Raw genomic sequence first — 25,628 nt, forward strand, 5'->3', positions numbered from 1 at the left:
GCGGCCGGATATCAAACCGCAAAGCAACGTCCATAGAAACTTCGTCTGACCCCATCAATCCCGCCTCCATGGTAGCTGTTGCTGATGGACAGGGTGCGGATTCCGCTCCGCTTACCCGCCGCCGTGGGGACAAAAAAGACGTTGGAAACCAATATGGATCTGGAAAAGATCAAGAAACTGATCGAGTTTGTCGGCTCTTCGCGAGTGTCCGAATTGACCGTGAGCCAGGAGGGAACCACGGTCCGGATCATTCGCGAAAACAGCGCCGTTTCACCGCAATCGCCATCGCCGCAGCCCAAGGCTTTTCCGGTGACGGAAGCGGCACCTGAGACACCCCGCGCCGAAGAACAGGCCCCGGCATCCGCCGCAGCGGCTGCGGGACCATCCTGCATCGTAACGGCACCCTCATTCGGTCTTTTCCATCGCGCCCCAAGCCCCGGCACGCCGCCTTTCGCCGAAGCCGGCGATGAGGTCGCGGAAGGACAGGAACTCTTCATCATCGAAGCCATGAAAGTCTTCAGTACCGTCAGGGCGGAGCGCAGCGGCAAGATCGCAAGGTTTCTGGTCAATGACGGTGAAGACGTCGAGCTTGGACAGCCGGTGCTGGAGTTTGCATGATGGATGCTTCCCTGCCAAAGGCTGGAACGGCCGATCAAAGAGCATTCGACAGCGTCCTCATCGCCAATCGCGGCGAGATCGCACTCCGCGTGCAGCGCGCCTGCCGTGAACTCGGCCTGAAAACCATCATGGTCTATTCGGAAGCTGACAAGGACGCCGACTATCTGAAAGCGGCCGATACCGCCATCTGCATCGGCCCGGCCTCTCCCGGCCAGAGCTATCTCAACGTGCCTGCTATCCTGCTTGCCATGAAACTGACGGGCGCCGGTGCAGTTCATCCCGGTTATGGTTTTCTGTCCGAAAGGGCATCCTTTTCGCAAGCGGTGGAGGAAGCGGGTGCAGTTTTCATCGGCCCGCGCGCCGACGCCATCCGCACCATGGGTGACAAGATCGCGGCCAAGCGGGCGATGATGGAGGCCGGCGTGCCCTGCGTTCCCGGCCCCGATTCCGCCCTGCCGGATGACATGGCGCTGGTTTCGAAAATCGCCACTGAGATCGGCTATCCCGTCATCGTCAAGGCAGCCGGCGGCGGCGGCGGGCGCGGCATGCGCGTCGTTCGCGACGCCTCCACCCTTCAGGACGCCGTCCTCGTCACGCGCGAAGAGGCGAGCCGCGCATTCGGAACGCCGGAACTCTATATCGAAAAATTTCTCGAACATCCGCGCCATGTCGAAATTCAGGTTCTCTGCGATGGACAGGGCGGCGGCGTCTGGGTTGGCCTGCGCGACTGCTCCATGCAGCGGCGACACCAGAAGGTCGTCGAGGAAGGCCCGGCCATCGGCATCCCGCCTGATGTTGCCGCCTTTGTCGGCAATCGCTGCGTCGAGGCCTGCCGCCAGATCGGTTATCGCGGCGTCGGCACATTCGAATTTCTCTATGAAAACGGCGAATTTTACTTCATCGAGATGAATACCCGCCTGCAGGTCGAACATCCGGTGACGGAAATGACCTCGGGGGTGGATCTGGTGCGCCAGCAGCTTCTCGTCGCTCTCGGTCATCCGCTTGAAATCTCGCAGGAAGACATTGTCTGCGAGGGACATTCGATCGAGTGCCGCATCAATGCCGAGGCCCCGTACAACTTCGTTCCCTGCCCCGGCCTGGTCACGGCACTTCACCTGCCGGGTGGGCCCGGTGTGAGGGTCGATACGCATGTGACGGCGGGTTATCGCGTTTCGGCGCATTACGATTCCCTGATCGCCAAGCTCATTGTCCATGCGCCGACGCGCGAGCAGGCGATCATGCGCATGCGGCGCGCGCTTGGCGAAATGCGCATCGAAGGCGTCTCCACCAACCTGCCGCTGCATCGGGAAATATTGGAAGACCCGGCCTTCTCTGAAGGCGGCACGGATATCCATTACCTCGAACATTGGCTTGCAGCGCGGAGTTCAAAATGAAGCGACAGTCTGTTTCGATATCCCGCTATAGCGAGCCCGGCATCATTGCCGATCTTGCCGCTCACCTTGAGCGCAACAACGTATCCGCCATCGAAATAGAGACGCCGGATGGGTCACTGAAGATCGTCGCCATGGCAGGGGCCCAGGCTCCTGTCACGCCGCGGCCCGCTGAGACGGCCAGGGCGCCGGCAAAGACGGGGGACATCCTTGCCCGCGCGCCGATTGCCGGCATCTTCACGCCCGCCCATCCGCAACGCCCCGACCGTCCGATCCAGACAGGAAAATCGGTAGCGAAGGGCGAAATCGTCGTATTCGTGACAATCGGACCCGTGATCGTTCCGGTGATCGCCGACAAGGCCGGCACCGTCACCGAAGTGGCGGCAGAGGCCGGCGCGCTTGTCGGATATGGCTCTCCCCTTCTCAAGACCGAAGCGTGATGGTGACGTCGATGAGCAATACCTCGCTGAAAACGCCCCACCTTTCCCCCGCCCATCTGGGCCTGCCGAAAATCTCGATGATCGGCAACAAGACGTTTCTGATCGAAGCACCCGGCGAGCTGGATTTGCCCGCGCAGCGGCGCATCTGGGCGCTGACGCGCGCGCTGAAGGACCGCCCCGACGTGCTCGAACTCATACCCGGCATGACCAACCTCCTGATCGTGCTGCGCGGCACGCCTGAAGATGCCGGGCGTTTGCAGGACGAGCTTCTTGACATCTGGCAACGCACCACCGAACTCGATCTTCTGGGCAAGACCATCGAGGTGCCGACCACCTATGGCGGTGAGCACGCCATCGACCTTGCCGCGATCTGCGATTATTCAGGCCTAGCGGACAAGGAAGTCGTGCGCCTGCACTTCGAGCGCACCTATACGGTTTTCGCCGTCGGCAGCGCGCCGGGCTTCGGTTATCTCGGCGGTCTCGATCCGCGTATTTTCATGCCACGCAAGAAAGTCCCGTCGCTGCGCATGCTGAAAGGCATGGTGACCATCGGCGGCATGCAATCCGGCATCTCGGTCCTGACCGGGCCGAACGGCTGGAATTCGCTGGGTTTTACCGAAATCACCATGTTCGACGCCACTGCCGAGCAGCCGGCGGTGCTTGCGCCCGGCGACCGGGTTCGCTTCCTTCCTGAAAGGATCGAACTATGATCCATATTCTTGCCTGCGGACCACTGAACACCGTCCAGGATCTCGGCCGCGCGGGTTACCGCAATATCGGCATCACCGCCACGGGCGCGATGGACCCCATAGCGCTCAGGGTCGGCAATATTCTCATCGGTAACGGCGAAGATGCCGCTACGATTGAAATCCAGACCTTCCCTTTCCGGATCGAGTTCGAAGAGGCCCTGACCTTTGCTGTCACCGGTGCGGATTGCGCGGCACGGCTCGATGGAGCGGATCTGCCGCCTTACTGGTGCATTCGGGCTGAGAAGGGCCAGGTTCTCGAGCTTTCGACGCCGCTGAAGAATGCGCGTACCTATCTCTGCCTTCAGGGCGGCATCGATGTTCCCGTGGTGATGGGATCGCGCAGCACTTCGCTTCGCGGCTCCTTTGGTGGCCACGAAGGACGACATCTCGCCACCGGCGACAGGCTTGCGCTTCTGCCATCCGAGACCGCGCCGCTGCCCGCAAACGGCCTTGGCGTCATGCCGCTTGCCGATGCGATGCCTGATATGTTTCCGGTGTCCGACAATGGCGAATTGCTGCTGCGCGCCATTCCAGCGGCCGAACACGATCTTTTCGGCGAAGGTGCTGAACGTTTCTGGTCGGAAGCCTGGAAAATCACCTCGCAGAGCGACCGCACCGGCTACCGGCTTGCCGGCACGCCGATGACACTTTCCGCCCCGGTGGAGCTGCGTTCTTACGGCGTCATTCCCGGCGTGGTCCAGGTACCGCCAAGCGGCGAGCCAATCATCCAGATGAGCGACGCCAATACGGCCGGCGGTTATCCCAAGATGGCTGGCATTATCGACAGCGATCTGTGGCGGCTCGGACAGGCGCGCATCGGCAGCCGCATCCGCTTCGTGCAGGCGACGGTGCGTGAGGCGCTGGAAGTCGAACAGGCGATCGACGCCTATTTCGCAGATATCCGCAAGACCCTGCCGCTGGTCACCGCCGCACTCGGCACGTTCACAAAACGATGATCCTGAAAAACAAGGGAGAGGGAACCATGAAAATCGATGTTAATTCCGATATGGGCGAAGGTTTCGGCGTCTATAAGGTCTGCGACGACGAGAAACTTATGGAAGTCGTCTCTTCGGCAAATATCGCCTGCGGATTCCATGCGGGCGATCCGGAAATGATGGCGCGCATGGTGCGTCTCGCCAAGCAGAACGGCGTCGGCATCGGCGCACATCCGGGCCTTGCCGACCGTCTCGGCTTCGGCCGCCGCGAAATTCCCGTCGATGCGGAAGAAATGGAACAGCAGGTTCTCTACCAGCTCGGCGCGCTTTCGGCGATTGCCAGGGCGCAGGATGTCGCGCTCTCCCATATCAGCTTCCATGCCGCCATGGGCAACATGATCAACCGCGACGCGGCCCTTGCCGAACGGATCATGAAAAAGATCAAAGCGGTCGATCCCAATCTCATCGTGTTTTCGATGCCGGACATGCTGATCGAAAAGGCCGCGCTGGATTGCGGGCTGAAAGTGCTCAACCTCTTTCTCGCCGACCGGGCCTATGATGTGAAAGGTCAACTTGTGCCGCGCAAGCTGCCAAATTCCGTCATCAAGGAAGAGGGAAAAGTGCGCGCGCGGGTGCGCCAGTTTCTGGAAAAAGGCACGGTCACGACGATCGAAGGTGAAATCATCCCCGTTCGAGCCAGATCGATCCTCGTCCACAGCGATACGCCCGGCTCGCTGGAGCTTGCACGCACGGTGCGCAGCGAAGTGGAAGCCTGCGGCGGCAGCGTCGTTCCGGCCCGCGAAGTAGTCGTCTGAGGGCGGCCCGCTTTCCCCTTATCATTGACAATCAAACAATTACGACACCGTGCATCATTTCTGGAGCACGGTGCCGTTACATTTTCAGGTATTGTTCGTCGGCTGGACTGGTGAACCGATCCGGCCGACGAAGCATCAATTCAGCTGGATCACGTGATTGCTGTCGTTCGTCCAGCTCAGCCTCACCCGGTCGCCAGCAGCGCTGACGGCATTGGTGAACCCTTCCGTCTGGGTCTGCCGGTAGGCGATCATCGGCTCGCCATTATCAAGCCGCAGATAATAGTGGAGCATGAAGCCGCGATAGACGACCTGCTCCACCCGTGCCGTCGTGGAATTGGCGGCGTTTTCACCCGCGTCGGAAGCAAGCGGCGAGACGGAGATCGCCTCCGGGCGAACCGTCACGACGACCTTGTCGCCCTGGACCGCCCCCATGTCATCGACATCGAGCTGCACGCCGGATCCGGTCACAAGCCGCGCGGCGCGGCCGTTGCGTTCCTTGACATTCGCCTCGAAGAAGTTCGAGGCGCCGATGAAACCGGCGACGAAGCGCGTCAGCGGCTTCTGGTAGATTTCGCCTGCCGGTGCGATCTGCTCGAGATTACCGTCCCGCATCACGGCGATCTGGTCCGCCATGGTCAGGGCCTCATCCTGGTCATGCGTCACCATGATGGTGGTGAGGCCAAGCCGCTGCTGCAGGCTGCGGATTTCAACCTGCATGCTTTCCCTCAGGCCCTTGTCAAGTGCGCCAAGCGGCTCGTCCAGAAGTAGCATCGAAGGTTCGATCACCAGCGCACGCGCCAGCGCCACGCGCTGCTGCTGGCCGCCGGAAAGCTGCGCCGGCAGCCGGTCGCCGAAGGCGTGCAGCTGAACGAGATCGAGCGCCTGCTTCACGCGTCCTTGCCGATCCGCCTTGGAAACGCCCCGCATCTCGAGGCCGAAAGCCACATTTTCGGCAACGGTCATATGGGGAAAGAGGGCGTAGTTCTGGAAGAGCATACCGACATTGCGGCGATGAACCGGGGTGCGCGTGGTCGGCTTGCCGCCGACCACGATTTCACCCGAGGTGGGATCGACGAGCCCAGCAATCATGCGAAGGCACGTCGTTTTCCCGCATCCGCTCGGACCGAGAAGCGCCAGGATTTCCCCTGCTTTGACGGTAAGCGAAACATCATCGACGGCAACGACCTGACCGCTGTAGTGCTTGGTCAGTCTTTCCAGGCGAACTTCTACGGATTTCATCTGCGTTCCCTCAGCCGTTAAAGGTCTGGTTGTATTTTTCGAGCCACTGAGCGCGGCGCGGAATGATGTATTTCCAGTCCGGCGTGAAGAGGTTGAGAGATTCCATCTTCGCTTCCGGATAGGCAAGGAACTTCGCCGTCTCTTCACTGAACTCGATGCCCTTGACCGAGGGGGCGCTGAGCGTCGCTTCCGACAGCATCTTCTGCACGCCCGGATCGAGGATGCGGTTGATATAGGCAAGCGCAAGATCCCGGTGCGGCCCGCCCTTGACGAGCGCGATGGAGTTGATGCCGGTGAATGCGCCTTCCTTCGGGAAGGTCATGTCCAGCGGCACGCCCTTTTTGGTGTGCGGATAAACGGCCTTGGAATATTCGATGCCGCCGAAATCCGCCTGGCCCTGCGCGACCATCATCGTCTGGGCTTCCGCATCATAGATGGACAGGACATTCGGCTTCAGATCGGCAAGTTTCGCCCAGCCGGCATCCGTATCATATTGCGCTTCCTTCAGTGGCTTGCCGGTCGCAAGTGCGGCCGCCACCATCAGCATCAGAACGCTCTGGGTGTTCTTCGGCGTATTCAAAAGCATGCGGCGGGCATATTTCTTGTCGAACATCTGTTCGTAGCTTTCGAACGGCTTGCCCGTCGTCGGATTGTAGAACAGGCCGGCGATCGAAATTGCAAAACCAACACCGAAATTGTCTTCGAAAAGATAGCGGGAATAGACGTTCTTGAGGTTGGGGATTTCGTCGGCCGGCAATTGCTCGATCAGGCCTTCCTCCTTGGCCTGGGGAACGCCGACGTCATCCATCGACATCACGCTATATTGCGGATTTTCGCGGGTGGCGCGCAGCGTCGCAATGTTGGCAAGCGTTGCGCCTTCGGTGGTCAATACCCGGCATTTATATTCCTTCTCGAAAGCCGGGATCACTTCCTTCTTGATCAGCCCGCCCTGCGCCGAATTATAGACGCCGACATACATGGTGCGGTCCTGCGCGGAAGCCGCGGTGTAGAAATAGGGTGTGGCGAGCGCGCCTGCGGTGACTGTCAGAAAACTGCGCCGTTTCATGATGATGGACTTGTCTGTCATTTCCGGTACCCCTCTTGTTGTTGATTTACATAGCCATTGCCCGGCGCAGACCCACCAGCCTGTCGAGGACGAGCACGACGGTAACCGCCAGAGCGATGATGATGGTGGACATGGTCGCGACCGAAGGATCGAAGACCGTGCCGATCTGGCGATAGAGAACGATGGGCACGGGCAGGTTCGCGGAATCCGCCAGCCACATCGAAACGGGATAATTGTCGAAAGAAACCATGAAGCAGAAGATCGAGCCGGAGGCGACGCCGGGCGCGATCTGCGGAAAGATCACCCGCGTGAAGGTTTTCCAGCGGGTGGCGCCAAGCGTGCGCGCCGCCTCCTCGAGGCTGACATTGACGAGCTGGAGGCTGGTCAGCACCGTGCGGATCACATAGGGCGACGTCACGACGGTGTGGGCGATCAGAAGCTTCAGCTTGGTATCCATCCAGCCGAAGCCGGAGAAGAGCTGCAGCAGCGCAAGGCCGGTCACCAGCACGGGGAAGATCAGCGGCGAAAGCAGCAGCCCCTTCATCAACGAGCGGCCGATGAACTTTCCGCGGGAGAGCGCGAAGGCAGCCGGAACGCCGAGCGCCAGTGAAAGGATGGTGGTCGCCACCGCCAGCGCCGCACTGAAGGTGAGACCAGCGGTGAATTCCTCGTTCTGCATTACCGCCGCATACCAGCGGAAGGTGAAACCCTGCGGCGGGAAGGTGACGAAATAACTGTCGGAAAACGAGATGGCGACAACGAGGATGATAGGAGCCAGGATGAAGACCATCATGGCGGCGGTGATCGCGTAAAGGACGATGGCGGAAGTGCCGGTCAGCTTGTTGTTCATGACGCGCTTGCCTTGATACGACGCCCGCCGAGCAGCCGCATCGAGACGGCGTTGATCAGAATGACGATGAAAACGAGGATGGTGGCGATGGTGGCGCCGAACGGCCAGTCATAGACCGCGAGAACCTGCTGTTCGACCATGTTGCCTAGCATCTGCGAGCCGGGACCGCCGATCAGAGCGGGAATGACGTAGGATGCCGAGGCCAGAGAGAAGACCAGCGTGAAGCCCGCCACCAAACCGGGAAGGCTGAGCGGGAAGGTGATCCGCAGGAACACCTTCCAGGCGGGCGCTCCGAGTGTGCGGGCGGCCTGCTGAAGATTGGGATCGATCTTGCCAAGAGCGGACGACAGCGGCAGCACCATCATCGGGAAGAAGATGTGGAGAGAACCGATGATGACGGCGGCATCCGAAAACAGCAGCGTCAGCGGGCTCTCTATGATCCCGAGATTCATCAGGACGTAATTTAATAGCCCTGTCGGGCCGTTGCCGAGGATCAGTTGCCAGCCATAGGCACGGACCACGACGCTGACGGCCAATGGTGCGATCACGATCAAGGTGATGATACGTGTCGTGGCGATATTGCCGCGCACCAGTACGGTCGCGACCGGATAGGCGAGTATGGCCGCGAGAACCGAAGTGATCAGGCTGATGCGGATGGTCGCCCAGAGCACTTTCTGGTAAAGATCGACCTCGAAAAACCTCGCATAGTGGGCAAGCGTGAAGGGGGCACCGATCAACCCCTGCGAATTCTGCGTCATGACGCTGAAGGTCATCAACCGAATTGCCGGCCAGAAGAAAAAGATCGTGAGAAAGATCAGGAGCGGCAGGATGAGTATACCGGGCGAAAACAGCCGGCGCTCGATGGCTTTCCAGCCGGAAACTCCACGGCGTGGCGGGGCATGTGGTTCCATGATCGCAATATCCGACATCTATACTCCCGTCGCGTTGAATACGGCACGAGGCATCGCGTTGAGCCGAACGAAATCGTCCAGGCCCTATGACTAGAATTTGCTGGGTGTGCTCCCTGTCGAGGTATCCGGTCTTTTGCCGGCCCCTGTCGCATGTTTCTGCATTTTCGCGCCGGTTACCTCTTTGGGTAATATTGTCCGATGCGTCGTTCCCTTGTTGTTGTCAGGAGCTTAGGGGCTAAGCCGACGCGCTGCATAATAGTTTATTGCTCTTAGGTCATCGCATACGAGTATGGACCTGCGCCCTCTCAGAGCGATGCATCAAAATCCCGTATGACCTCACATCGAAGTCGTATTGGGGAAACGGCGGAAATTTCCCGTAACCTCTTTGTCATGCACTGGCACCACGAAGATGCCTGCCTTCACCGTTACAATCGGAAACGATCCATGCCCGCTATTGCCCAACGCCTTAACAACGTCACCGTTTCAGCCTCGCTTGCCATGACCCAGAAAGCCCGCGACCTCGCGGCGAAGGGTATCAAGGTTATCAGCCTGTCTTCCGGCGAGCCGGATTTCCCGACCCCTGCCCACGCGGTGGAAGCGGCGCATGCGGCAGCCCTTGCCGGCGATACGAAATATCCGCCCGCTGACGGAACGCCTGCCCTGCGCGCCGCCATCCAACGGAAGTTCAAACGTGATAACAATCTGGATTACGATACGAGCCAGATTCTGGTGGCGGGCGGCGGCAAGCAGATCATCTTCAATGCCATCATGGCCACCTGCGACCCGGGCGACGAAGTCGTCATCCCCGCACCGTCGTGGATCAGCTATGCCGATATCGTCAAGTTTTCGGGCGCCGTGCCGGTGCCGGTGGTTTGCCCCGAAAATAACGGTTTCCGCCTGCGGGCCGAAGATCTCGAAGCCGCCATCACCCCGAAAACCAAATGGCTGCTTTTCAACTTCCCCAACAACCCCACCGGCGCCGCCTGCTCGCGAGCGGAAATGAAAGAGATCGCCGAAGTCATGCTGCGGCATCCGCATGTCTGGATCATGACCGACGACATGTATGAGCATCTGATCTATGACGACTTCGAATTCTGCACCATCGCCGAAGTCGAACCGCGGCTCTATGATCGGGTTCTGACCGTCAACGGCGCATCGAAAGCCTATGCCATGACCGGCTGGCGTCTTGGTTACTGCGGTGGGCCGAAGGATCTCATCAAGGCCATCAGCAACGTCAACACCCAGAACAGCGGCGGTGTCGCAACCATTGTGCAGGCTGCCGCCGTCGCGGTTCTCGACGGTCCGCAGGATCTGCTGAAGGAGCGCGCCGATATCTACAAGACGCGCCGCGACTTCGTGCTCGGCAAGCTCGCCGAGATCGACGGCATCCGCTGCCACAAGCCGGAAGGCGCCTTTTACATCTTCCCGAACATCGGGGCGCTGATCGGCAAGACGACGAAGGGCGGCACGAAGATCGAGAACGACACCGATTTCGTCATGGCGCTTCTCGCCGAGCATCACGTTGCGACCGTGCAGGGCGCGGCCTATGGCATGAGCCCCTTCTTCCGGCTCTCTTATGCCACCAGCATGGAGAACCTGGCCGAAGGCTGCGCCCGCATCGCCGAATTCTGCAATGGAATGAAATAGGGAGAGCAATATGTTGGGAGGAAGTGGCCGTGTCATCATGGTTTCCGGCGCATCGCGGGGCCTTGGCCTTGCGATCGCCAAGAGGCTTCACGAAGCCGGTTTCACCGTCGCGGCGGGAGCGCGAAGTCCGGCCGCTGTTGCGGTAAAGGACCGGCTTTCAGCTGATCGATACGATGCGGAAGAGACGGGCTCGGCCGAGGCCTGGGTTGAAGCCGTCGCAACAAGATATGGCCGGATCGATGGTCTGGTAAATTGCGCCGGCATCAACCCCAAGGTCCGGGTCATGGATGCGGGCGAAGAAAGCCTCGACCAGATGTGGCGCATCAACGTCAAGGGGCCGTTGAGAGTAACGCGCGCCGCCATTCCCCATCTCGTCAGGTCCGGACAGGGCAGGGTCATCAACGTCGCCTCGCTGGCTGGTCGCCGCGTTGGCTCCAATGTCGGTTATGCAATGACGAAATTCGCCGTCGTCGCCCTCACCCACGGAATCCGCCAGGAGTTGTGGGACAGCGGCGTGCGCGCCACCGCCCTCTGCCCCGGTTATATCGCAACCGATATGACAGCAGGCGAAACGGAAGTCAGCCGCGAGGATATGACCCAGCCGGACGATCTCGCCGAAATGGTGGAAACCCTGCTTCGCCTGCCGAACAATCTTTCAGTGGCCGAACTGCTAGTGAATTGCCGCAAAGAATCAATGCTTTAAGCTTTTTTGCGCGCGGTACGGAAAGACCATGCCGCGCGCAGCTTTAAAACCGGCCTGACCCTTTTATTTCAGGGTCTCCGCCAGTTGCAACAATATCTCCTTGACGGCCAGCGCCGGCTCGGAGAGCGGCGTATTGTCCGATACGCAGAAGGACAGCGTTTCCTCGATCATCGGGCTGGCGATCTGCCTGACGACGATTTCTTCATTGGATTCCGCCACGATACGGTCAGCGATGGCCTTGGGCGTTATGGTCGCGCCAAGCCCGGCATCCACGCCGCGCGCGATGGTCCTTACCGATTCCAGCTCCGCCATGACGATCAAATCCTTGCGGCTGCGGGTGAAAGCGAGATTGATGGCGCGGCGTACGAAATTATAGGTCGGCGGTAGAAGGAAAGGGAGAAACGCCAGATCAGCAACCGTGATCGGCGCATCGCCCGGTTCCACGCCGAAGCTGCGATGCACGACCAGCACAAATTCCTCACGCAATAGCGGCGTGAACTTGACGCCCCGGATCGGCCCGGTTCCGTGAATCAGGCCCATTTCCAAACGCCCATTCATGATCATCTGGCTATAGGGCTGGCTGACGCTTTCCGTGATGTGCAGCAGAATGCCGGGATGAAGCCGCTTGGTTTCTTCCATCAGACGCAGCGAGAGCGTGGCGGCGCTGCTGAAGGGCGCAAGCCCCACCGATACCTTGCCGGAAAGCACAGCGCCGGCTTCCAGAGCCTCCGCCTGCGCCTGCTCCATCTGTCGCAGAATGACCTGCGCATGCCTGTAGACGACCTTGCCGGCATCGGTCATGACCACGCCCTGCTGGCTTCGGGTCAGCAGTTTCTGGCGGAAATGCTCCTCGATGCTTGCCAGTTGCTGGCTAAGCGCCGGCTGGGCGATATGCAGCACATCGGCCGCCCTGGTTATGCTACCCATGTCGACAATCGTGATAAACGATTTCAGGCGCCTGATATCCATCTGCTGTTGATCATCCCATTACTTGCTTGCAGGAATAAGATGCTCAATTTGCAGACAAAGTCCATCTTCCATTTCCCCGTCGGCCCCAACAGCGCCGATGGCGAAGGCGTCCGATCAGGCCGCCCTGAGAGAACCCCGATGGGCACCTGTTCCCTGACCGAGTTCGAACTGGCCGAGCAGCCGGTTCAGCGCATCGACCTCCGTCGCAAGCGTATGGCTTGCGGCGGTCATCTCCTCGACCATCGCGGCATTTTTCTGCGTGTCCTGATCCATCTGGTTGACGGCAACGTTGATCTGCTGAAGGCCGGACGACTGTTCCTGCGCGGATTCCACGATCGCGGCGACGTGCTGGTTGATCTCCTGCACTTCGGCAACGATGACATCGAGCGCCTTGCCGGTATCGCCGACAAGATGCACGCCCTCTTCGACCTGCTGGTTCGACTTGCTGATCAGCGACTTGATTTCTTTCGCAGCACCGGCGGAGCGTTGGGCAAGCTCACGCACTTCCTGCGCCACCACGGCAAAACCCTTGCCCGCCTCGCCGGCACGCGCCGCTTCCACCCCGGCATTCAGCGCCAGCAAATTCGTCTGGAAGGCGATCTCGTCGATCACGCCGATGATGCTGGAAATCTCGTTGGACGATTTCTCTATCCGCTCCATCGCCAGCACGGCCTGCCGAACGACCTCACCCGACCGTTCCGCGCCGACGCGCGTGCGGGAAACGAGCCGGCCCGCCTCATGTGCACGGTTCGCGGCATCCTTTACCGTTATCGTGATCTCCTCAAGGGCGGCAGCGGTTTCTTCAACGGATGCCGCCTGCTGCTCGGTTCGCCGCGCCAGATCATCGGACGCCGCCTTGATTTCATTGGCGCCGGCATCGATGCCGGAGGCATTTTCCGATACCCGCAGAAGCGCATCCTGCAATTTCCCGGCCGAGCCGTTGAAGTCGCTCCGCACCGCATCGAGCTGCTCGACAAAGGGATCGTCGATGCGGCAGGACACATCGCCATCGGCGAGCTTCGCCAGCGCATAGGCCAGACTGTCGACGGCAAAGCGAATGCTGCTCGCCTCATCAGCGGCCGTGCGTTCCCGAACCGCGCGCTCTTCTTCGCCAAGCGTGCGGTTGCTTTCCGCCTGCTGTTCCAGCGCAGCCTTTTGTCGATTGTTTTCGCGCAAAACGTCAAGTGAGCGGGCAAGATCGCCGATCTCGTCCCTTGTCTCGATATCCTTCAGGGTCAGCTGAAGATTTCCCTGTGCGATCTGGGCGGTCTCACCGATGATATTGGCGATGCGCCCGATGAACCGCCGCGCAATGAACCATCCCGCCAGCGCCAGCAGCACGGTGGCCGTCACGATCGTCACGGCGGCGTCACGCATCATTGCATGCAGCTGCGCAAACACCGTTTCTTCCGGCACCGAGATGATTGCGTACCATTTCATGTCCTGTGTCAGCATGACCGGCAAGGCGATGGCGAAGGACGCCGTTCCGTCCTGTGCAGTGATCTCCCGCTCCGCACCGGGGTTTGCAATCAGCTGGTCCCAGCCGGCGGTCTGCGCACCGCCATCCGCAAGGCTTTTTCCCATGATCGCCGCATCCGGATGGCTGATGATCTTGCCGCCGCCGCTGACGAGACTGACGAAACCCGTTCCCATGGGCCGCACGGTCGAAAGCGCCTTGCTTGTTTCATCAAGCGACAGGTCGAGGCCGGCAACCCCCAGCGGTTTGCCATCAACCATAACCGGCTTGGCGATCGAGGTAATAAGAACCTCCTTGCCGTCGATTGCATAAGAATAGGGTTCGACGACGACCGTTTTCTTCAGGGTGAAGGGCAATTGATAATAATCGCCCGGGCCTGCGGTGGCATAGTCGGTCAAAGCGGTATTACCTATTTTGTCGCCGCTGCGCACCCAATAGGGTATGTACCGGCCGGTCGCATCATGGCCTTGCCTGTTAGCGAAATCCGCGTCCTTGCCGTCAAACGCATTTGGCTCCCATCCGGTCCAGAGACCAAGGATATCAGGGTTATTGGCCAGCATCTGGTGAATGATCTGATCGGCCTTGCCCCGGTCCGCATCACCTGACTGTTTCATCGCCTCCAGAACCGAGGCGAGGCTGTTGACGATATGAATGGTGCCGCCGATAGTCTTTTCGGTCGCTAGCGCTTCGGCATGGGCGATCTGCCGAATACGCTCGAGATTGTTGGCCCTCGTATCCTCCATGGACCGATAAAACAGCACGGCCGAGGCCGTGATCGTCGCAAGGACACCGCACGCGGCGACCGCAAAAATATTCCGACCCGTCGTCGATTTAAAAAGCATGTCCCATCCCCCAAAACTATGCTGCGACGGTGGCGGGAGTTACGGGTGTGTGCGCAACTGTTGGCGACCGGGCTGGAGAGTGAGCTTAAGAATTTATGTTTAAGATTTACTTTAAGATCTGTTTTTCACGTGCAATTAAAGAACACCAATACTTTATAAAGTTGTAATATTGAAGTATATACAAACTATTACGCGATATTTTACCCCTGCATAGATACTTCCTCTGCGCAGGGGCTCTGCTTGATGCAGTGCGCAATTACGCTCTGCCGAAGCCGGGAACTATTGCGGTAACCTCAAGGCGCTCCAGAAGCCACGCAACTGTGCGGTCAATTCCGCATAGAGACCATAACGCCGCCCATAGTGCGAGATTTGCGCAGCATTCGGCTGGTAAGTATTCGCAACCCGTGTCATCGCCGCAACCGCCTCCTCATAATCAGGATAAAGCCCAATCGCCACGGCCGCGCCAATGGCCGCACCGAGCGCGCCCGTCTCGCGGGCCTCCGCGACACGCAGCGGAATTTCCAGAACATCAGCCATGATCTGCGGCCAATGCTGGCTGCGGGAACCGCCGCCGGACATCACGGCGCTTTCCACCGGCAATCCCGCTTCGCGCAGGACACCGATATGACGGCGATGTTCGAAACACACCCCTTCGAACAGGGCGCGCAACATGTGGCCCTCGCCATGCCACCCCGCGAGGCCGTAAAAGCCGCCCCGAAATTCCGCACCCAGCCGCGATCCGAAAATGAACGGATGGAAGAAAGGATCGTCGGCGCGCGGCGTGACGGAGCCGACCAATTCGTTGCAGCGCTCGAAGGCATGGTCGCCATGGTCGCCGCGAACACGATGCACGTACCATTCAAGATTGGCGGCGGAGGTGGCGCTGGATTCGATATTGACATAGCGGTCACGGCCAAAGGTCGTGACCATGAAGACGTCGGGACTGATGACCGGTTTGTCTGCGAAAACCTGATTGATGCTCCAGGTGCCAGCGATGATGGACGCTTCCCCGGCATTGATGACGCCCGACCCCATGGCGCTGGAGACCACATCAAAGAAACCGCCAATGACGGGTATGCCTTCGGGCAGCCCCGTGATGTCAGCAGCCCCGCTTGTCACATGGCCGACAATATCAGCCGATTCCACGAGACGGGGGAAGAACGCGAACCCGTCCTCAAGATCGTAAAGTGACAGGAGCTCGCGGTCGAGCCGCGCTTCCGGCAAGGCCAGCAGCCCCGCACCACTGAGGTCCGAAATATCGTTGGCAAGGCAATCCGTCAGGCGGAAATTGACGAAATCCTTGCAGAACAGGACCGTGCCGATCTGCCCGTATAGATCGGGCGCATGCCGTTTGACCCAGGCAAGCAGGCTGGGTGTTTGCGCAGGCCATGGCCGCTGCAGGCAGCGAGCCTGCAACTGCGCTCCGCTTTTCCGGTCAAGCTCGGCCGCCACATCGGCGGCGCGGCTGTCGAGCGACTGGATGCCGATCAGGGGCTGCTGGTTCTTGTCCAGAAGGTAAAGACCATTGCCGTGGCCGGCGCAGCCCACCGCCAGAATGCTGGAGGGATCGACAGAGGATTTTACCAGCAGCTGGCGGATCGCCTCGCAGCCGTTCTGCCATAATTCCTCAAGATCGCGCTCGACATAGCCGGGCTGAGGGAATGTCGACTGTCCGTCGATGGCGTGTTGCGCGATCTGCCGGCCCGCCGTGTCGAACAGCACGGCCTTGATGACCGTGTTGCCGACATCGAGACCCAATATGTGATTTTTGTCAGCCACGATTATAGATATCCCATGCTTCCTCGCCACCCGCACCCTGATGGATGATGGCCATCAGCGCTGCAACGACGGCCTTGGGATTGTCGTGCTGGTAGATATTGCGGCCATAGACCATGCCGTTCGCACCCTCGGCCACCAGAGCCGCCGATTTTGCCAGTACATTGCGCAAGTCCTCACGCCCCCCGCCCCGCACCAGCACCGGGCACCGCGCGGCTTCGATCACCTTGTGAAAATCGCGTGGATCGCTGGTCGGATCGGCCTTGATGATATCGGCTCCCATTTCCGAGGCAAGACGCACCAGCGTGACGATCTTTTCGGCATCGCCATCCACCTGATAACCGCCGCGCACATCATTGGGCAGCATCACCAAAGGTTCGATCATCAGCGGCATGCCGAAACGGTGGCAATCCGCCCGCACGCGGCTGATGTTTTCGACGCATTGACGAAACAGGTCCGGCTCGTCCGGCAGCATGAACAGGTTCACGACGACGCAGGCGGCATCCATCTCCAGCGCACCGATGATCGGATCGTGATGGTTCTGGAGCTGCGACCACATGTTTCTGTGGCGGGTGGAATTATAGGGATTGCCCATATCGATACGCATGACGAGAGCCGGCTTGTCGCGCTCCGGCCGCTGCTGCAGCAGATCGGCCTGCCCATAGGCCATCTGGATCGCATCGGGACCAGCCTCGACCAGCCTGTCCACGGTCTGCGCCATATCCTCCAGTCCGACGAGGAAGCTCGGCTCGTTGCAAACCCCGTGATCGATGGCCACATCAAGGCAGCCGCCATTGCGAAACAGCCGGTTCATGCGCGCCTTTTTCGAAATCCGCATCATCATGCATTCTCCTTGCATCTGTGTTGAAGCATTGCCGGCGTGACGCCGTAAAAAGTCTCCAGCTCATGGGTAAGCCGTTGCCGTTCCGCCGCCGTCTGGGCGGCCGGCCAGCCCAGCTCGCGTGCCACGACGTCCAAGATCGCGTCGATCAGATCGGCATCGATGACGCCGGTGATGGCGAGCGTCGTGCGCCGCAACACGAGATCGGTCAGGTGTCGCACGTGTTCGCAGCGGATCAGCCAGATCACCTCTGCGGCGGTGATCGGCGATTTTTCTGAAAGCGGCGCATCATCCGCACGGTCCCGGCAAAAGCCCATCAGATCGAAGGCGCGGGAGCCGTAAGCCAGAGCCAGATGCGCCGCCCGGTCTCCGGCGATCGAAAACTCCTCGGACAGCAAGGCCGGCAGGCTGCCTGCACCGGCAGGAAAATTCCTGCCGCCGCCGATTGGGCGATCCATGGTGCCAGTCAGCCGTCGGCGCCCAAGAAAGGCCAGAACCTCGTCGGTTACCTGCTCCCCAAAGGCTCTGAAGGTGGTCCACTTGCCGCCGATCATGCAGAGCTGCGGCGGATCGCCCGCAACGCGGTGGATGAAATGGCTGCGGGATATTTTTCCGGTAAAGGCGGCGTCGCTGCGCGGCAGCGGGCGTATGCCGCTGAAACTGAAGACGATGTCGGAATGGTCGATGTCAATCTGCGGAAAGACCTGCCGGATCGCGTCCAGAATATAATCCCGTTCCTCGGGCTCGCAGCGCACCCGTTCGGGACGATCCACCTTGATATCGGTCGACCCCGCGAGAACCCGGCCGAGATAGGGAAAGAGGATACAGACGCGATTATCGGCATTCTCAAAAAAGATCATATGGCCATTCAGGGCCTTGAGAAGCGCTTCGTTGGCGATGATCAGATGCGATCCCTTGGTTCCAGAGACGGTCGGTTTTGCTTTCTCCGCCACTGGTCCGGCGGCCAGCGCTCCTATCGTCTCGTCGATCCATGCGCCGGTCGCATTGACGATGATCCTTGGGCGGACGGGCAGGGTTTCATCCGCGCCCTCCAGCCGAAGACGGTACTCATCGCCTAGACGAACAAGTTCGGCATAGTTGAGCGCAATGCTTTGCGGTGCATCGGCACAGGTGTCGATCAGAAGCTCCAGCGCAAGCCGTTCGGGCTGGCTTATCCACGCATCATAATAGGTGGCGGAATATCTGATGTCCGGTGTCAGATCCGGCCAATGCTGCAAAGTTCCGGGCGCACCACGAAACGTGTGACGGGGCAGGATGCGGTTTTTACGGGTGACGAAATCATAGAGCATAAGGCCCGTCTTGATGGCGAGAGCGCCCCGGCTTGCAGGTTTTCCGCCGGAGCCGGCAAAGGTTGCCGCTGCGTTGAAGAGGCCGCTGAAAGTCGAAAAAATCGGGATCGTTGTCGGCAGCGGACGAACCATATGCGGCGCGAGCCTCAGAAGTGCATCCCGCTCCCGCAAGGACTCTGCCACAAGGCCGAATTCGCCGTTTTCGAGATAACGCAGGCCGCCATGGATCATGCGCGAGGGTGCGGCGCTGCAGCCTGAGGAAAAATCGTTCCGCTCGACCAGCAGCACCCGCAGCCCCTGCAAGGCGAGATCGCGGTAGGCGGCAATTCCGTTGATGCCGCCGCCGATAACGACGGCATCAAAATCACCATCGTGCCGGATGCGGCGCAGAGCGTCCTCGCGAAAACTGGGCATAGAAATACCGTTCGCTGGCTGATGACCAGCGTCCCAATGTTGTTGACCGTTTAAAGCGACATGAGAGACGGGACGAAAATGATGCGCTGTCGCCTGAAGCCCCGTCTCAGCTTACATAATCAGGTATCGAGCCCCACAAGATGCTCCGCGACGCCGGCGCTGATAAGCGCCAGTTCACTCTCCGTGAGGCGAAGACGCGCCGCCGCGGCGTTTTCAACCGCCTGAGCCGGATCGCGCGCGCCACACAGCGAAAATGTTATGCCGGGCTGCGCAATCGTCCAGGCAATCACCACCTGCGCGACCGAAGCCTCATGGTTGGCCGCCACCGGTTCCAGCACCCCCATCAACCGTGCGATTTTCTGGCGGTTCGCCTGGCTGAAGCGCGGATTTCCGTGACGCTGGTCGTCTTCCGCAAAAACCCGCTCCGGCCCGACCTTGCCCGAGAGGAGACCGAGCGCCAAGGACGAATAGCTGAGAACCGAGACGGCATTCTCCAGGCAAAGCGGCAGGAGCGTCGTCTCGATACCGCGCTTCACCATGGAATATTCTTCCTGAATGGCATCCAGCGCGCCGGTTGCGATATAGGCTTCGAGATCGTCCTGCGAGACGTTGCTTGCCCCGATGGAACGGATCTTTCCCTCCTCCTTCAGCCGCACCAAAGCCCCGACTGTCTCGGCAATCGGTGTCGTGGCGTCCTGCCAATGGGTGACGTAATGGTCGATATAGTCGGTTCCGAGCCGTTTCAAGCTCTCTTCGACCTCGTGCCTTATGGATGCTGCACCGAGATAGCGGTGAACCGGCTTGCCATCCTGATGGAAGAAATAAGAGCCCTCATTCACATGCCAGACAAGCCCGCATTTGGTGACCAGCACGACCTTGTCGCGCCTGCCGGCAATTGCCTTGCCAACGATGGTTTCTGCAAGCCCCATGCCATAGGCCGGCGCGGTGTCGATGAGGGAAATGCCCGCATCGATGGAGGCCTGGATAGCGGCGATGGACTGCCGTTCGTCGGTGCCGCCCCACATCCAGCCGCCGATGGCCCAGGTGCCAAGCCCCACGGCGGATGCGCTGATGGCGCTGCCGCCGATCGTCCGGGTCAATATTGCATCGTCCGTCACGAGGTTTCCCCTTCTTCATGATCCAGTAAATAGCCGGCTATCGCCTCGTCGACGACGAGCGAGGTCAGATAGCGGCCGGCAAGCGTGGCAGCCACCGGGCCGGCCTTGATTGCGCCCGCCGCCACGCCGATGATATTCGGGCACCGGGCAAGCTGCCCGGGGTCCAGCGCCACGACGCGCGAGTTGAGATCGATCCGCGCCAGCTGCCCGTCCGCCATGGTGAGGTGGGCGAGAAACTCCCCGGCAATGCCCGCATCAACCAGCGCCTGCCCGCCGCGGGCGGCATCCGGCAGAAGATCGTAATAACCGGAGCCCGGCGCTTCCACCGAGCCGATGCCGACCAGCGCCACCTGCGCCTGACGCGCCAGATCGAAGACCTCGCGGATCGATGCGACATTCATCAGCAGATCGCGCTGCTCCTCATCCTCGGCAAACAGCGGCGCATGCACGAGCGAGGCGCTGCCGCCCAGCTTTTCCGCCAGTTGCGTGGCGAGATGATTGACATCCGTATAGTGCTTGCCCTGGACGCCGCCCGTCAAAGGCACCACCCGCACATCGAAACGGCGCTCCGCCTGCAGATTGTCGACAACCGCGCTCACCGCCTTGCCGCCCGTAATCGCAATCACGTCGCCGTCACGGATCGTCTCCAGCAAATGGTTGGCGGCCACCCGACCCACCATCTGCAAGGCGGTTTCCGGATTATCGGATACCGTTGGCGTGACCACCGACTGCCTGAGGCCGAAACGGCGGGTGATCTCGCTCTCAAGATCCACCAGCCTCTGATAGGGGCTGGCGATGGTGATCTTCACCATGCCCGCCTTACGGCCGGCCGCAATCATGCGGTTCACCTTGGTATGGGAAAGATTGAGCCGCTCGGCGATCTCTGACTGCTTCACCCCCTCGATGAAATGCAGCACCAGGACGGAATACATCTGTCTCTGTTGATCGAAATCGTCCTTGATATCCAGCATAATCGTCTTTCTCCAGTTACCCATGGGCGTTCAATGGGCGCTCAGCGGCGACGCCTGACCAGATAGTGGTCGAACAGAACCGCAGTCAGCAATATGCTTCCCCTGATGATGTCCTGCCAGTAGACAGACACATTGAGCAAGGCAAGCGAACTGGAAACGACCGAGAGAAGGATCGCCCCAAGGATTGCACCGAGAATGGTGCCCGAGCCGCCCGAAAGGCTCGCGCCGCCGATAACCGCCGCCGCAATAACGTTGAGTTCCATGCCGACGCCAAAGCTCGGCTGGGCAGAACCGAAGCGGGCCATGTAGATAACGCCTGCAACACCGCACAGCATCGAACAAAGCGTGGTGGTGGCAAACACGACCCGGCCGACGCGGATGCCGGAATAGGCTGCGGCCTTGGGATTGCTGCCGGTATAGAACACCTTACGGAAGGCGGTCGTGCGCCGCAGCAGCAGATCGAAAGAGACGACCACCACCGCAAATATGATCAGCACCAGCGGAATGCCGCCAATCACACCCTGACCGATGAACTTGAATTCGGGCGGCAGGGAATAGAGCCCCAGTGGCCGCCCGCCGGTTGCCAGCAGGCACACACCGCGCGCAATCACCATGACGCCCAGCGACACGATGAAATGATGCAGGCCGATGACCGTGGTCAGGAATCCCATGGCCATGCCGACCAATGTCGTCAGGCAGATGGCCAGCCCCGCCGCCACCCAAGGGTCGACGCCGTTGAGGAACAGCCAACCGGCCGCCACCATCGCAAGTGCGGTGACGGAGCCGACGGAAAGATCGATGCCGCCCGAGATCAACAGGATCGTCATGCCCACCACGACGATGCTTTCGATGGCGAAGACCATCGCCATGGCCCGCAGATTATCCACGGTCAGGAAATACGGGGATATGAAGGACATCACCGCGAAAAGCGCGAGGATGATGACGATCAGCCCGGTTTCCCGCGCCTTGAGCGCCGGCTCCCACCAGGCGGTGCGGCGAACCGCCGTTTCGGCAAGGCTTGAAGGTGTTTCCGATGTTGCCATTTTCCCGCTCCCTCAGGCCCTTTCCGGGCTATGCACAATATTGATCGATGCAAGCTGCATGATCTTTTCCTCCGTCATGTCTTCGCCCTCGACCTCACCCGTGATCCGCCCCTCGCGCACCACCAGCACGCGATCGCTGACGCCGATGAGTTCCGGCAGCTCCGAGGATATGACGACCACGCCGACACCTTCGCGCGCCAACTCCCGGATCTGGCGGTGGATTTCGGCTTTCGCACCCACATCCACCCCGCGTGTCGGCTCATCCAGAAAGATGACCTCGGGCTCCACCGACAGCATCTTCGCCAGCGCTACTTTCTGCTGGTTGCCGCCGCTCAAGGTAGACACCGCATCGCCGACACTGTTCGCCCGCAATTTCAGCCGGCGCCCCAGCTCATCTGCCCGCTTCATTTCCTTGCGCCGTTCGATGAATCCCATGCCGTTCGATACCCTGCCGATATCGAGCGCGGAGACATTCGAGGCGATGGACATATTGAGGAACAGCCCGTCCCCTTTGCGGTCCTCGGAAAGATAGACCAACCCCTCGCGGATGCTGTCGCGGTAGTCTTTCAGCCTCAGCGGCCGGCCACGCAGCGTAACCTCGCCTCGCGGTTTCCCCTCCAGCCGGCAGACCGCCCGGGCGATCTCGCTTCTTCCCGCACCGATCAGCCCCGCCAACCCCAGGATTTCGCCCCGACGCAGATCGAAATTGACATCGAAAACGCGCTTTCCTTCATTCAAGGCACGGACTGAAAGAATAACGTCATCGGATTTCTCGTCGTCCGAAAGCTTTGGCGGATAGAGCTTGTCGAGCACACGTCCCACCATGCTGTTGACGACTTCCTCGGGGGAAATATCGGCAATATTCTCCGTCCTGATATGGCAGCCGTCGCGCATGACGGTGATGCGGTCGCAATGGTCGAAAATCTCCGCCATACGATGCGAGATATAGATGATGGCAATGCCCCGTTCGGCCAGCCGGTGCATGATCCTGAAAAGCGTCTGGGCTTCGGTCTCGGTCAAAGCCGCCGTTGGCTCGTCAAGGATGAGGATACGGCAATCCAGCGTCAGCGCCTTGGCGATCTCGACGATCTGCTGTTGCGAAATCGAAAGGTCGCCGGCGCGGCGGGTGGGATCGATATCGCCGATTTCCCGCAGCACGATTGCCGCCTGCCTTTCGAGGTCGCGATAGTTCATGAACCAGGAACGGCTTTGGCCGGTCTGCGACATGAACATGTTTTCGGCAACCGAAATCTCCGGGCAGAGCGCGATCTCCTGATGCACGAAGCCGATGCCAAGCCGGTTCGCCGCATTGGGCGAGGATATCTTGACCGGTTTGCCATCCAGCAGGATTTCCCCGCCATCCGGCTGCAAAATGCCGTCGATGATATGCATCAGCGTCGACTTGCCGGCGCCGTTTTCACCCGCCAGCGCGTGGATTTCGCCGCGCCGCAGCTCAAATGCCGCATTGCGCAGCGCCCGCACGGGGCCGAACGCCTTGTGAATATTCGTCATGCTGAGGATGACCTCACCCATAACGCCCTCCCGAACCTGCTTCCCCTTATGGCCGGCGAGGCGCAAACCTCGCCGGGTCCAGAGCGACGCGTCAGCGCCCCTTCATGTAGTCGTTGAGATCGAAGGAAGCGGCGTTAGCCTTGGTGATGACGGCGAAGCCATTGTCCATCGAAGGAACCTGCATCGGGTTGAAGCCGGAAACCTTGTAGTCGTTGAACGGGTCGATCAGATCCGAATGGGCGCCGAGAAAGGTGTTCATGAAACCCATGAAACCCTGAACGCCCTGATTGGGATTGATGGACATGTAGATATTGCCCTGCTTGATGTGCTCCAGCGTCGCGGGCGTGATATCCGCATGCAGGATCAGGACCTTCTTTTTTGCCTCGAGAACAGCGGTGGTCGCGCCTTCAGCCGAACCGGCCTCGGGGATCCATAATGCGCCGAGATTTGGATTGGCCTGCAGCAGGGCGCCAACCGCCTGATAGGCGACATTCGCATCCTGGTTGGTCGCCTGGCGGCCGACCAGCTTCATTTCCGGATAGGTGCGCCCCATATAGTCGATGAGGGCGGTGACGCGCAGATCGTGGTTGCTTTGTCCCGGATTTTCCAGAACGGCATATTCGCCTTTCTCGCCAAGCTTCTTGACGATTTCGTCAGCCGCGAATTTCGCCTCGGCAACATTATCAGAGGTGATGTAGGCGGTGCGCTTCGACTTCGGAGAATCCGCCGCAAACGTCGTCACCGAAACGCCGGAGCCAATCGCCTTGTTGATGGGTTCGATAAATGGATCGGCCTGCATCGGGTGCAGCAGGATGCCTTTCGGCTTTTTCACAAGCTCCTGCTCGAAGGACGCGATCTGCTTGGTGATGTCATATTCCGGCGTACCGGTAAAAACGGCCTCGCAGCCGAGTGCCTTCGCAGCCTGCTTGAAGCCCTCGAAGACCGGTACCCAATAGGGGTGGCTGGAAACCATGACGTTCATCACATAGGTCTCGCCCGGCTCGCAGGCGAATTTGCCCGCAGCGACGGCCTGAGAACCGGCACTAGCGGAAATTGCCACGGCTATAACACCCGCGGCAGCGGTCGATTTCAGAAAAGCCAACATATTCCCCTCCCAAGGACAATGACCTAGTCCGCAATAAATTTTATCTACTGTAATTTATTGCATGTCACTTGAGATAGCTGGAAACCCAGGTCACGTCAACGTAGTTTGAATTTTATTTTGTGCAGTGAAATTTATTGCGAAGCGCGAGTGCGGCCAAGATTGAAATCAGCGCAACCGATTCCCGCTTTGTCGATTTCCTGAAGTTGGCCAGGTCGCAAGGAAACTCTCGGGCTTGAGAAAAGAGGCAGCCGTAAGCGCAGGCCAGAAACGAGAAAAGGGTTTCTGATCGCTCAGAAACCCTTCTCATGAATTCGGATGGTGGGCGTGACAGGGATTGAACCTGTGACCCCTACGATGTCAACGTAGTGCTCTCCCGCTGAGCTACACGCCCTCCGTGGCGGCGGATAGACCACAAAACCGGTTGATGCGTCAACTGCTTTTTTTCGGTTTTGTGAAGGTTTTTTGAGAGGCCTTACGCCACAAGGAGTTTGTTGACCTCATCCACCAGATCGCGCAGATGGAACGGCTTGGAAAGCACCTTGGCGTCCTTCGGAGCCTTCGAATCGGCGTTCAGTGCAACGGCTGCAAAGCCGGTGATGAACATGACTTTGAGATCCGGGTCGAGTTCGGTCGCGCGCCGTGCGAGCTCGATGCCATCCATTTCGGGCATGACGATATCGGTCAGCAGGAGCGAAAAGGGCTCTTCGCGAAGCCGGTCATAGGCGCTGGCGCCATTGTCGAAGGAAGAAACCTTGTAACCGGCTTTTTCCAGCGCCTTGACGAGAAAGCGGCGCATATCGTTGTCGTCTTCAGCGAGAAGAATTTTCTGATTCATCATAAGTGACCGTAACTACTCAATGTTTGGAATACCCTAGCCCGATTATAG

At 59.8% G+C, this 25,628-nt stretch carries 23 protein-coding genes and 1 tRNA gene; 8 read left to right on the forward strand and 16 right to left on the reverse strand.

All coding sequences use genetic code 11. The annotated features are described in order from the left end of the window. The first annotated feature begins 153 nt into the window (after positions 1 to 153). The 6 genes from WDZ78_RS03610 to WDZ78_RS03635 are packed head-to-tail and all read left to right on the forward strand — an operon-like array spanning position 154 to position 4,948. Positions 154 to 618 (forward strand): acetyl-CoA carboxylase biotin carboxyl carrier protein, encoded by a 465-nt coding sequence (locus WDZ78_RS03610; RefSeq protein ID WP_026363396.1) that lies wholly within the window; start codon positions 154 to 156, stop codon positions 616 to 618. Beyond that, entirely contained in the window at positions 615 to 2,012 is a 1,398-nt protein-coding gene (gene accC, locus WDZ78_RS03615; RefSeq protein ID WP_425672340.1) for an acetyl-CoA carboxylase biotin carboxylase subunit, read from the forward strand. Before WDZ78_RS03610 ends, accC begins: the two co-directional genes overlap by 4 nt. After that, positions 2,009 to 2,449: an acetyl-CoA carboxylase biotin carboxyl carrier protein gene (locus tag WDZ78_RS03620; protein ID WP_425672341.1), complete on the forward strand. Its 441-nt coding sequence runs from the start codon at positions 2,009 to 2,011 to the stop codon at positions 2,447 to 2,449. Before accC ends, WDZ78_RS03620 begins: the two co-directional genes overlap by 4 nt. Further along, positions 2,446 to 3,159 carry a 5-oxoprolinase subunit PxpB gene (gene pxpB, locus WDZ78_RS03625; RefSeq protein ID WP_425672342.1) on the forward strand — a complete coding sequence of 238 codons (714 nt, stop codon included), beginning with the start codon at positions 2,446 to 2,448 and terminating at the stop codon, positions 3,157 to 3,159. Before WDZ78_RS03620 ends, pxpB begins: the two co-directional genes overlap by 4 nt. Beyond that, the gene (locus tag WDZ78_RS03630) at positions 3,156 to 4,154 is read left to right on the forward strand and encodes a biotin-dependent carboxyltransferase family protein (RefSeq protein WP_425672343.1); all 999 of its coding nucleotides are present in this window, start codon (positions 3,156 to 3,158) and stop codon (positions 4,152 to 4,154) included. Before pxpB ends, WDZ78_RS03630 begins: the two co-directional genes overlap by 4 nt. A gap of 26 nt (positions 4,155 to 4,180) precedes the next feature. Continuing rightward, positions 4,181 to 4,948, forward strand: coding sequence for a 5-oxoprolinase subunit PxpA (locus WDZ78_RS03635; protein ID WP_425672344.1), 768 nt, complete (start codon positions 4,181 to 4,183; stop codon positions 4,946 to 4,948). Positions 4,949 to 5,083: 135 nt separating this feature from the next. Here the strand turns inward: WDZ78_RS03635 and WDZ78_RS03640 are convergent, their stop codons facing one another. From WDZ78_RS03640 to WDZ78_RS03655, 4 genes are read right to left on the reverse strand one after another with little or no spacing between them, the layout of a single operon-like run. After that, positions 5,084 to 6,187 (reverse strand): ABC transporter ATP-binding protein, encoded by a 1,104-nt coding sequence (locus WDZ78_RS03640; protein ID WP_425672345.1) that lies wholly within the window; start codon positions 6,185 to 6,187, stop codon positions 5,084 to 5,086. A gap of 10 nt (positions 6,188 to 6,197) precedes the next feature. After that, entirely contained in the window at positions 6,198 to 7,274 is a 1,077-nt protein-coding gene (locus WDZ78_RS03645) for an ABC transporter substrate-binding protein (protein ID WP_425672346.1), read from the reverse strand. Positions 7,275 to 7,299: 25 nt separating this feature from the next. Continuing rightward, positions 7,300 to 8,103 (reverse strand): ABC transporter permease, encoded by an 804-nt coding sequence (locus tag WDZ78_RS03650; RefSeq protein ID WP_425672347.1) that lies wholly within the window; start codon positions 8,101 to 8,103, stop codon positions 7,300 to 7,302. Beyond that, entirely contained in the window at positions 8,100 to 9,032 is a 933-nt protein-coding gene (locus WDZ78_RS03655; protein ID WP_425672348.1) for an ABC transporter permease, read from the reverse strand. The genes WDZ78_RS03650 and WDZ78_RS03655 overlap by 4 nt, the downstream gene beginning before the upstream one ends. Positions 9,033 to 9,458: 426 nt before the next feature. On the opposite strand from WDZ78_RS03655, the gene WDZ78_RS03660 reads away from it, so the two are divergent. Both WDZ78_RS03660 and WDZ78_RS03665 read left to right on the forward strand, forming a co-directional pair. Then, positions 9,459 to 10,661: a pyridoxal phosphate-dependent aminotransferase gene (locus WDZ78_RS03660; RefSeq protein WP_425672349.1), complete on the forward strand. Its 1,203-nt coding sequence runs from the start codon at positions 9,459 to 9,461 to the stop codon at positions 10,659 to 10,661. Between the two features lie 10 nt (positions 10,662 to 10,671). Next, on the forward strand, positions 10,672 to 11,364 hold the full coding sequence (locus WDZ78_RS03665) for an SDR family NAD(P)-dependent oxidoreductase (protein WP_026363397.1): 693 nt from the start codon (positions 10,672 to 10,674) through the stop codon (positions 11,362 to 11,364). Positions 11,365 to 11,427: 63 nt separating this feature from the next. On the opposite strand, the gene WDZ78_RS03670 is transcribed toward WDZ78_RS03665, so the two are convergent. The 12 genes from WDZ78_RS03670 to cpdR all read right to left on the reverse strand — a co-directional run bounded on the left by WDZ78_RS03670 (position 11,428) and on the right by cpdR (position 25,577). After that, the gene (locus WDZ78_RS03670) at positions 11,428 to 12,333 is read right to left on the reverse strand and encodes a LysR substrate-binding domain-containing protein (RefSeq protein WP_003505935.1); all 906 of its coding nucleotides are present in this window, start codon (positions 12,331 to 12,333) and stop codon (positions 11,428 to 11,430) included. 114 nt (positions 12,334 to 12,447) lie between these two features. Then, the gene (locus WDZ78_RS03675) at positions 12,448 to 14,652 is read right to left on the reverse strand and encodes a methyl-accepting chemotaxis protein (RefSeq protein ID WP_425672350.1); all 2,205 of its coding nucleotides are present in this window, start codon (positions 14,650 to 14,652) and stop codon (positions 12,448 to 12,450) included. 279 nt (positions 14,653 to 14,931) lie between these two features. Continuing rightward, a complete protein-coding gene (locus WDZ78_RS03680; protein ID WP_026363398.1) occupies positions 14,932 to 16,431 on the reverse strand; it encodes an FGGY-family carbohydrate kinase in 1,500 nt (499 codons plus the stop codon). Then, a complete protein-coding gene (locus WDZ78_RS03685; RefSeq protein ID WP_026363399.1) occupies positions 16,424 to 17,266 on the reverse strand; it encodes a class I fructose-bisphosphate aldolase in 843 nt (280 codons plus the stop codon). Before WDZ78_RS03685 ends, WDZ78_RS03680 begins: the two co-directional genes overlap by 8 nt. 2 nt (positions 17,267 to 17,268) lie before the next feature. Beyond that, positions 17,269 to 18,993 carry a glycerol-3-phosphate dehydrogenase/oxidase gene (locus WDZ78_RS03690; protein WP_020009187.1) on the reverse strand — a complete coding sequence of 575 codons (1,725 nt, stop codon included), beginning with the start codon at positions 18,991 to 18,993 and terminating at the stop codon, positions 17,269 to 17,271. A 119-nt stretch (positions 18,994 to 19,112) separates the two neighbouring features. Further along, positions 19,113 to 20,111, reverse strand: a complete 999-nt coding sequence (locus WDZ78_RS03695; protein ID WP_020009188.1) for an aldo/keto reductase — start codon at positions 20,109 to 20,111, stop codon at positions 19,113 to 19,115. Beyond that, positions 20,108 to 21,082 (reverse strand): sugar-binding transcriptional regulator, encoded by a 975-nt coding sequence (locus WDZ78_RS03700; RefSeq protein ID WP_020009189.1) that lies wholly within the window; start codon positions 21,080 to 21,082, stop codon positions 20,108 to 20,110. Before WDZ78_RS03700 ends, WDZ78_RS03695 begins: the two co-directional genes overlap by 4 nt. Before the next feature lie 41 nt (positions 21,083 to 21,123). Then, a complete protein-coding gene (locus tag WDZ78_RS03705) occupies positions 21,124 to 22,125 on the reverse strand; it encodes an ABC transporter permease (RefSeq protein ID WP_003505919.1) in 1,002 nt (333 codons plus the stop codon). Between the two features lie 12 nt (positions 22,126 to 22,137). Next, entirely contained in the window at positions 22,138 to 23,658 is a 1,521-nt protein-coding gene (locus tag WDZ78_RS03710) for a sugar ABC transporter ATP-binding protein (protein WP_020009190.1), read from the reverse strand. A 70-nt stretch (positions 23,659 to 23,728) separates the two neighbouring features. After that, complete coding sequence (locus WDZ78_RS03715) at positions 23,729 to 24,742, reverse strand: substrate-binding domain-containing protein (RefSeq protein ID WP_020009191.1); 1,014 nt, start codon at positions 24,740 to 24,742, stop codon at positions 23,729 to 23,731. Between the two features lie 316 nt (positions 24,743 to 25,058). Further along, positions 25,059 to 25,133: transfer RNA gene (locus WDZ78_RS03720), tRNA-Val, on the reverse strand. An 81-nt stretch (positions 25,134 to 25,214) separates the two neighbouring features. Further along, positions 25,215 to 25,577: a cell cycle two-component system response regulator CpdR gene (gene cpdR, locus WDZ78_RS03725; RefSeq protein WP_003497910.1), complete on the reverse strand. Its 363-nt coding sequence runs from the start codon at positions 25,575 to 25,577 to the stop codon at positions 25,215 to 25,217. Positions 25,578 to 25,628: the final 51 nt, after the last annotated feature.

Origin of the sequence: Agrobacterium sp. M50-1 (genome assembly GCF_049843495.1) — a bacterium.
Lineage (GTDB): Bacteria > Pseudomonadota > Alphaproteobacteria > Rhizobiales > Rhizobiaceae > Agrobacterium > Agrobacterium radiobacter.

Coding starts and splice junctions, on each gene's coding strand:
- WDZ78_RS03610 (WP_026363396.1), top strand. CDS start 154: ATGGATCTGGAAAAGATCAAGAAACTGATCGAGTTTGTCGGCTCTTCG.
- accC (WP_425672340.1), top strand. CDS start 615: ATGATGGATGCTTCCCTGCCAAAGGCTGGAACGGCCGATCAAAGAGCA.
- WDZ78_RS03620 (WP_425672341.1), top strand. CDS start 2,009: ATGAAGCGACAGTCTGTTTCGATATCCCGCTATAGCGAGCCCGGCATC.
- WDZ78_RS03630 (WP_425672343.1), top strand. CDS start 3,156: ATGATCCATATTCTTGCCTGCGGACCACTGAACACCGTCCAGGATCTC.
- WDZ78_RS03635 (WP_425672344.1), top strand. CDS start 4,181: ATGAAAATCGATGTTAATTCCGATATGGGCGAAGGTTTCGGCGTCTAT.
- WDZ78_RS03640 (WP_425672345.1), bottom strand. CDS start 6,187: ATGAAATCCGTAGAAGTTCGCCTGGAAAGACTGACCAAGCACTACAGC.
- WDZ78_RS03645 (WP_425672346.1), bottom strand. CDS start 7,274: ATGACAGACAAGTCCATCATCATGAAACGGCGCAGTTTTCTGACAGTC.
- WDZ78_RS03650 (WP_425672347.1), bottom strand. CDS start 8,103: ATGAACAACAAGCTGACCGGCACTTCCGCCATCGTCCTTTACGCGATC.
- WDZ78_RS03655 (WP_425672348.1), bottom strand. CDS start 9,032: ATGTCGGATATTGCGATCATGGAACCACATGCCCCGCCACGCCGTGGA.
- WDZ78_RS03660 (WP_425672349.1), top strand. CDS start 9,459: ATGCCCGCTATTGCCCAACGCCTTAACAACGTCACCGTTTCAGCCTCG.
- WDZ78_RS03665 (WP_026363397.1), top strand. CDS start 10,672: ATGTTGGGAGGAAGTGGCCGTGTCATCATGGTTTCCGGCGCATCGCGG.
- WDZ78_RS03670 (WP_003505935.1), bottom strand. CDS start 12,333: ATGGATATCAGGCGCCTGAAATCGTTTATCACGATTGTCGACATGGGT.
- WDZ78_RS03675 (WP_425672350.1), bottom strand. CDS start 14,652: ATGCTTTTTAAATCGACGACGGGTCGGAATATTTTTGCGGTCGCCGCG.
- WDZ78_RS03685 (WP_026363399.1), bottom strand. CDS start 17,266: ATGCGGATTTCGAAAAAGGCGCGCATGAACCGGCTGTTTCGCAATGGC.
- WDZ78_RS03690 (WP_020009187.1), bottom strand. CDS start 18,993: ATGCCCAGTTTTCGCGAGGACGCTCTGCGCCGCATCCGGCACGATGGT.
- WDZ78_RS03700 (WP_020009189.1), bottom strand. CDS start 21,082: ATGCTGGATATCAAGGACGATTTCGATCAACAGAGACAGATGTATTCC.
- WDZ78_RS03705 (WP_003505919.1), bottom strand. CDS start 22,125: ATGGCAACATCGGAAACACCTTCAAGCCTTGCCGAAACGGCGGTTCGC.
- WDZ78_RS03710 (WP_020009190.1), bottom strand. CDS start 23,658: ATGGGTGAGGTCATCCTCAGCATGACGAATATTCACAAGGCGTTCGGC.
- WDZ78_RS03715 (WP_020009191.1), bottom strand. CDS start 24,742: ATGTTGGCTTTTCTGAAATCGACCGCTGCCGCGGGTGTTATAGCCGTG.
- cpdR (WP_003497910.1), bottom strand. CDS start 25,577: ATGAATCAGAAAATTCTTCTCGCTGAAGACGACAACGATATGCGCCGC.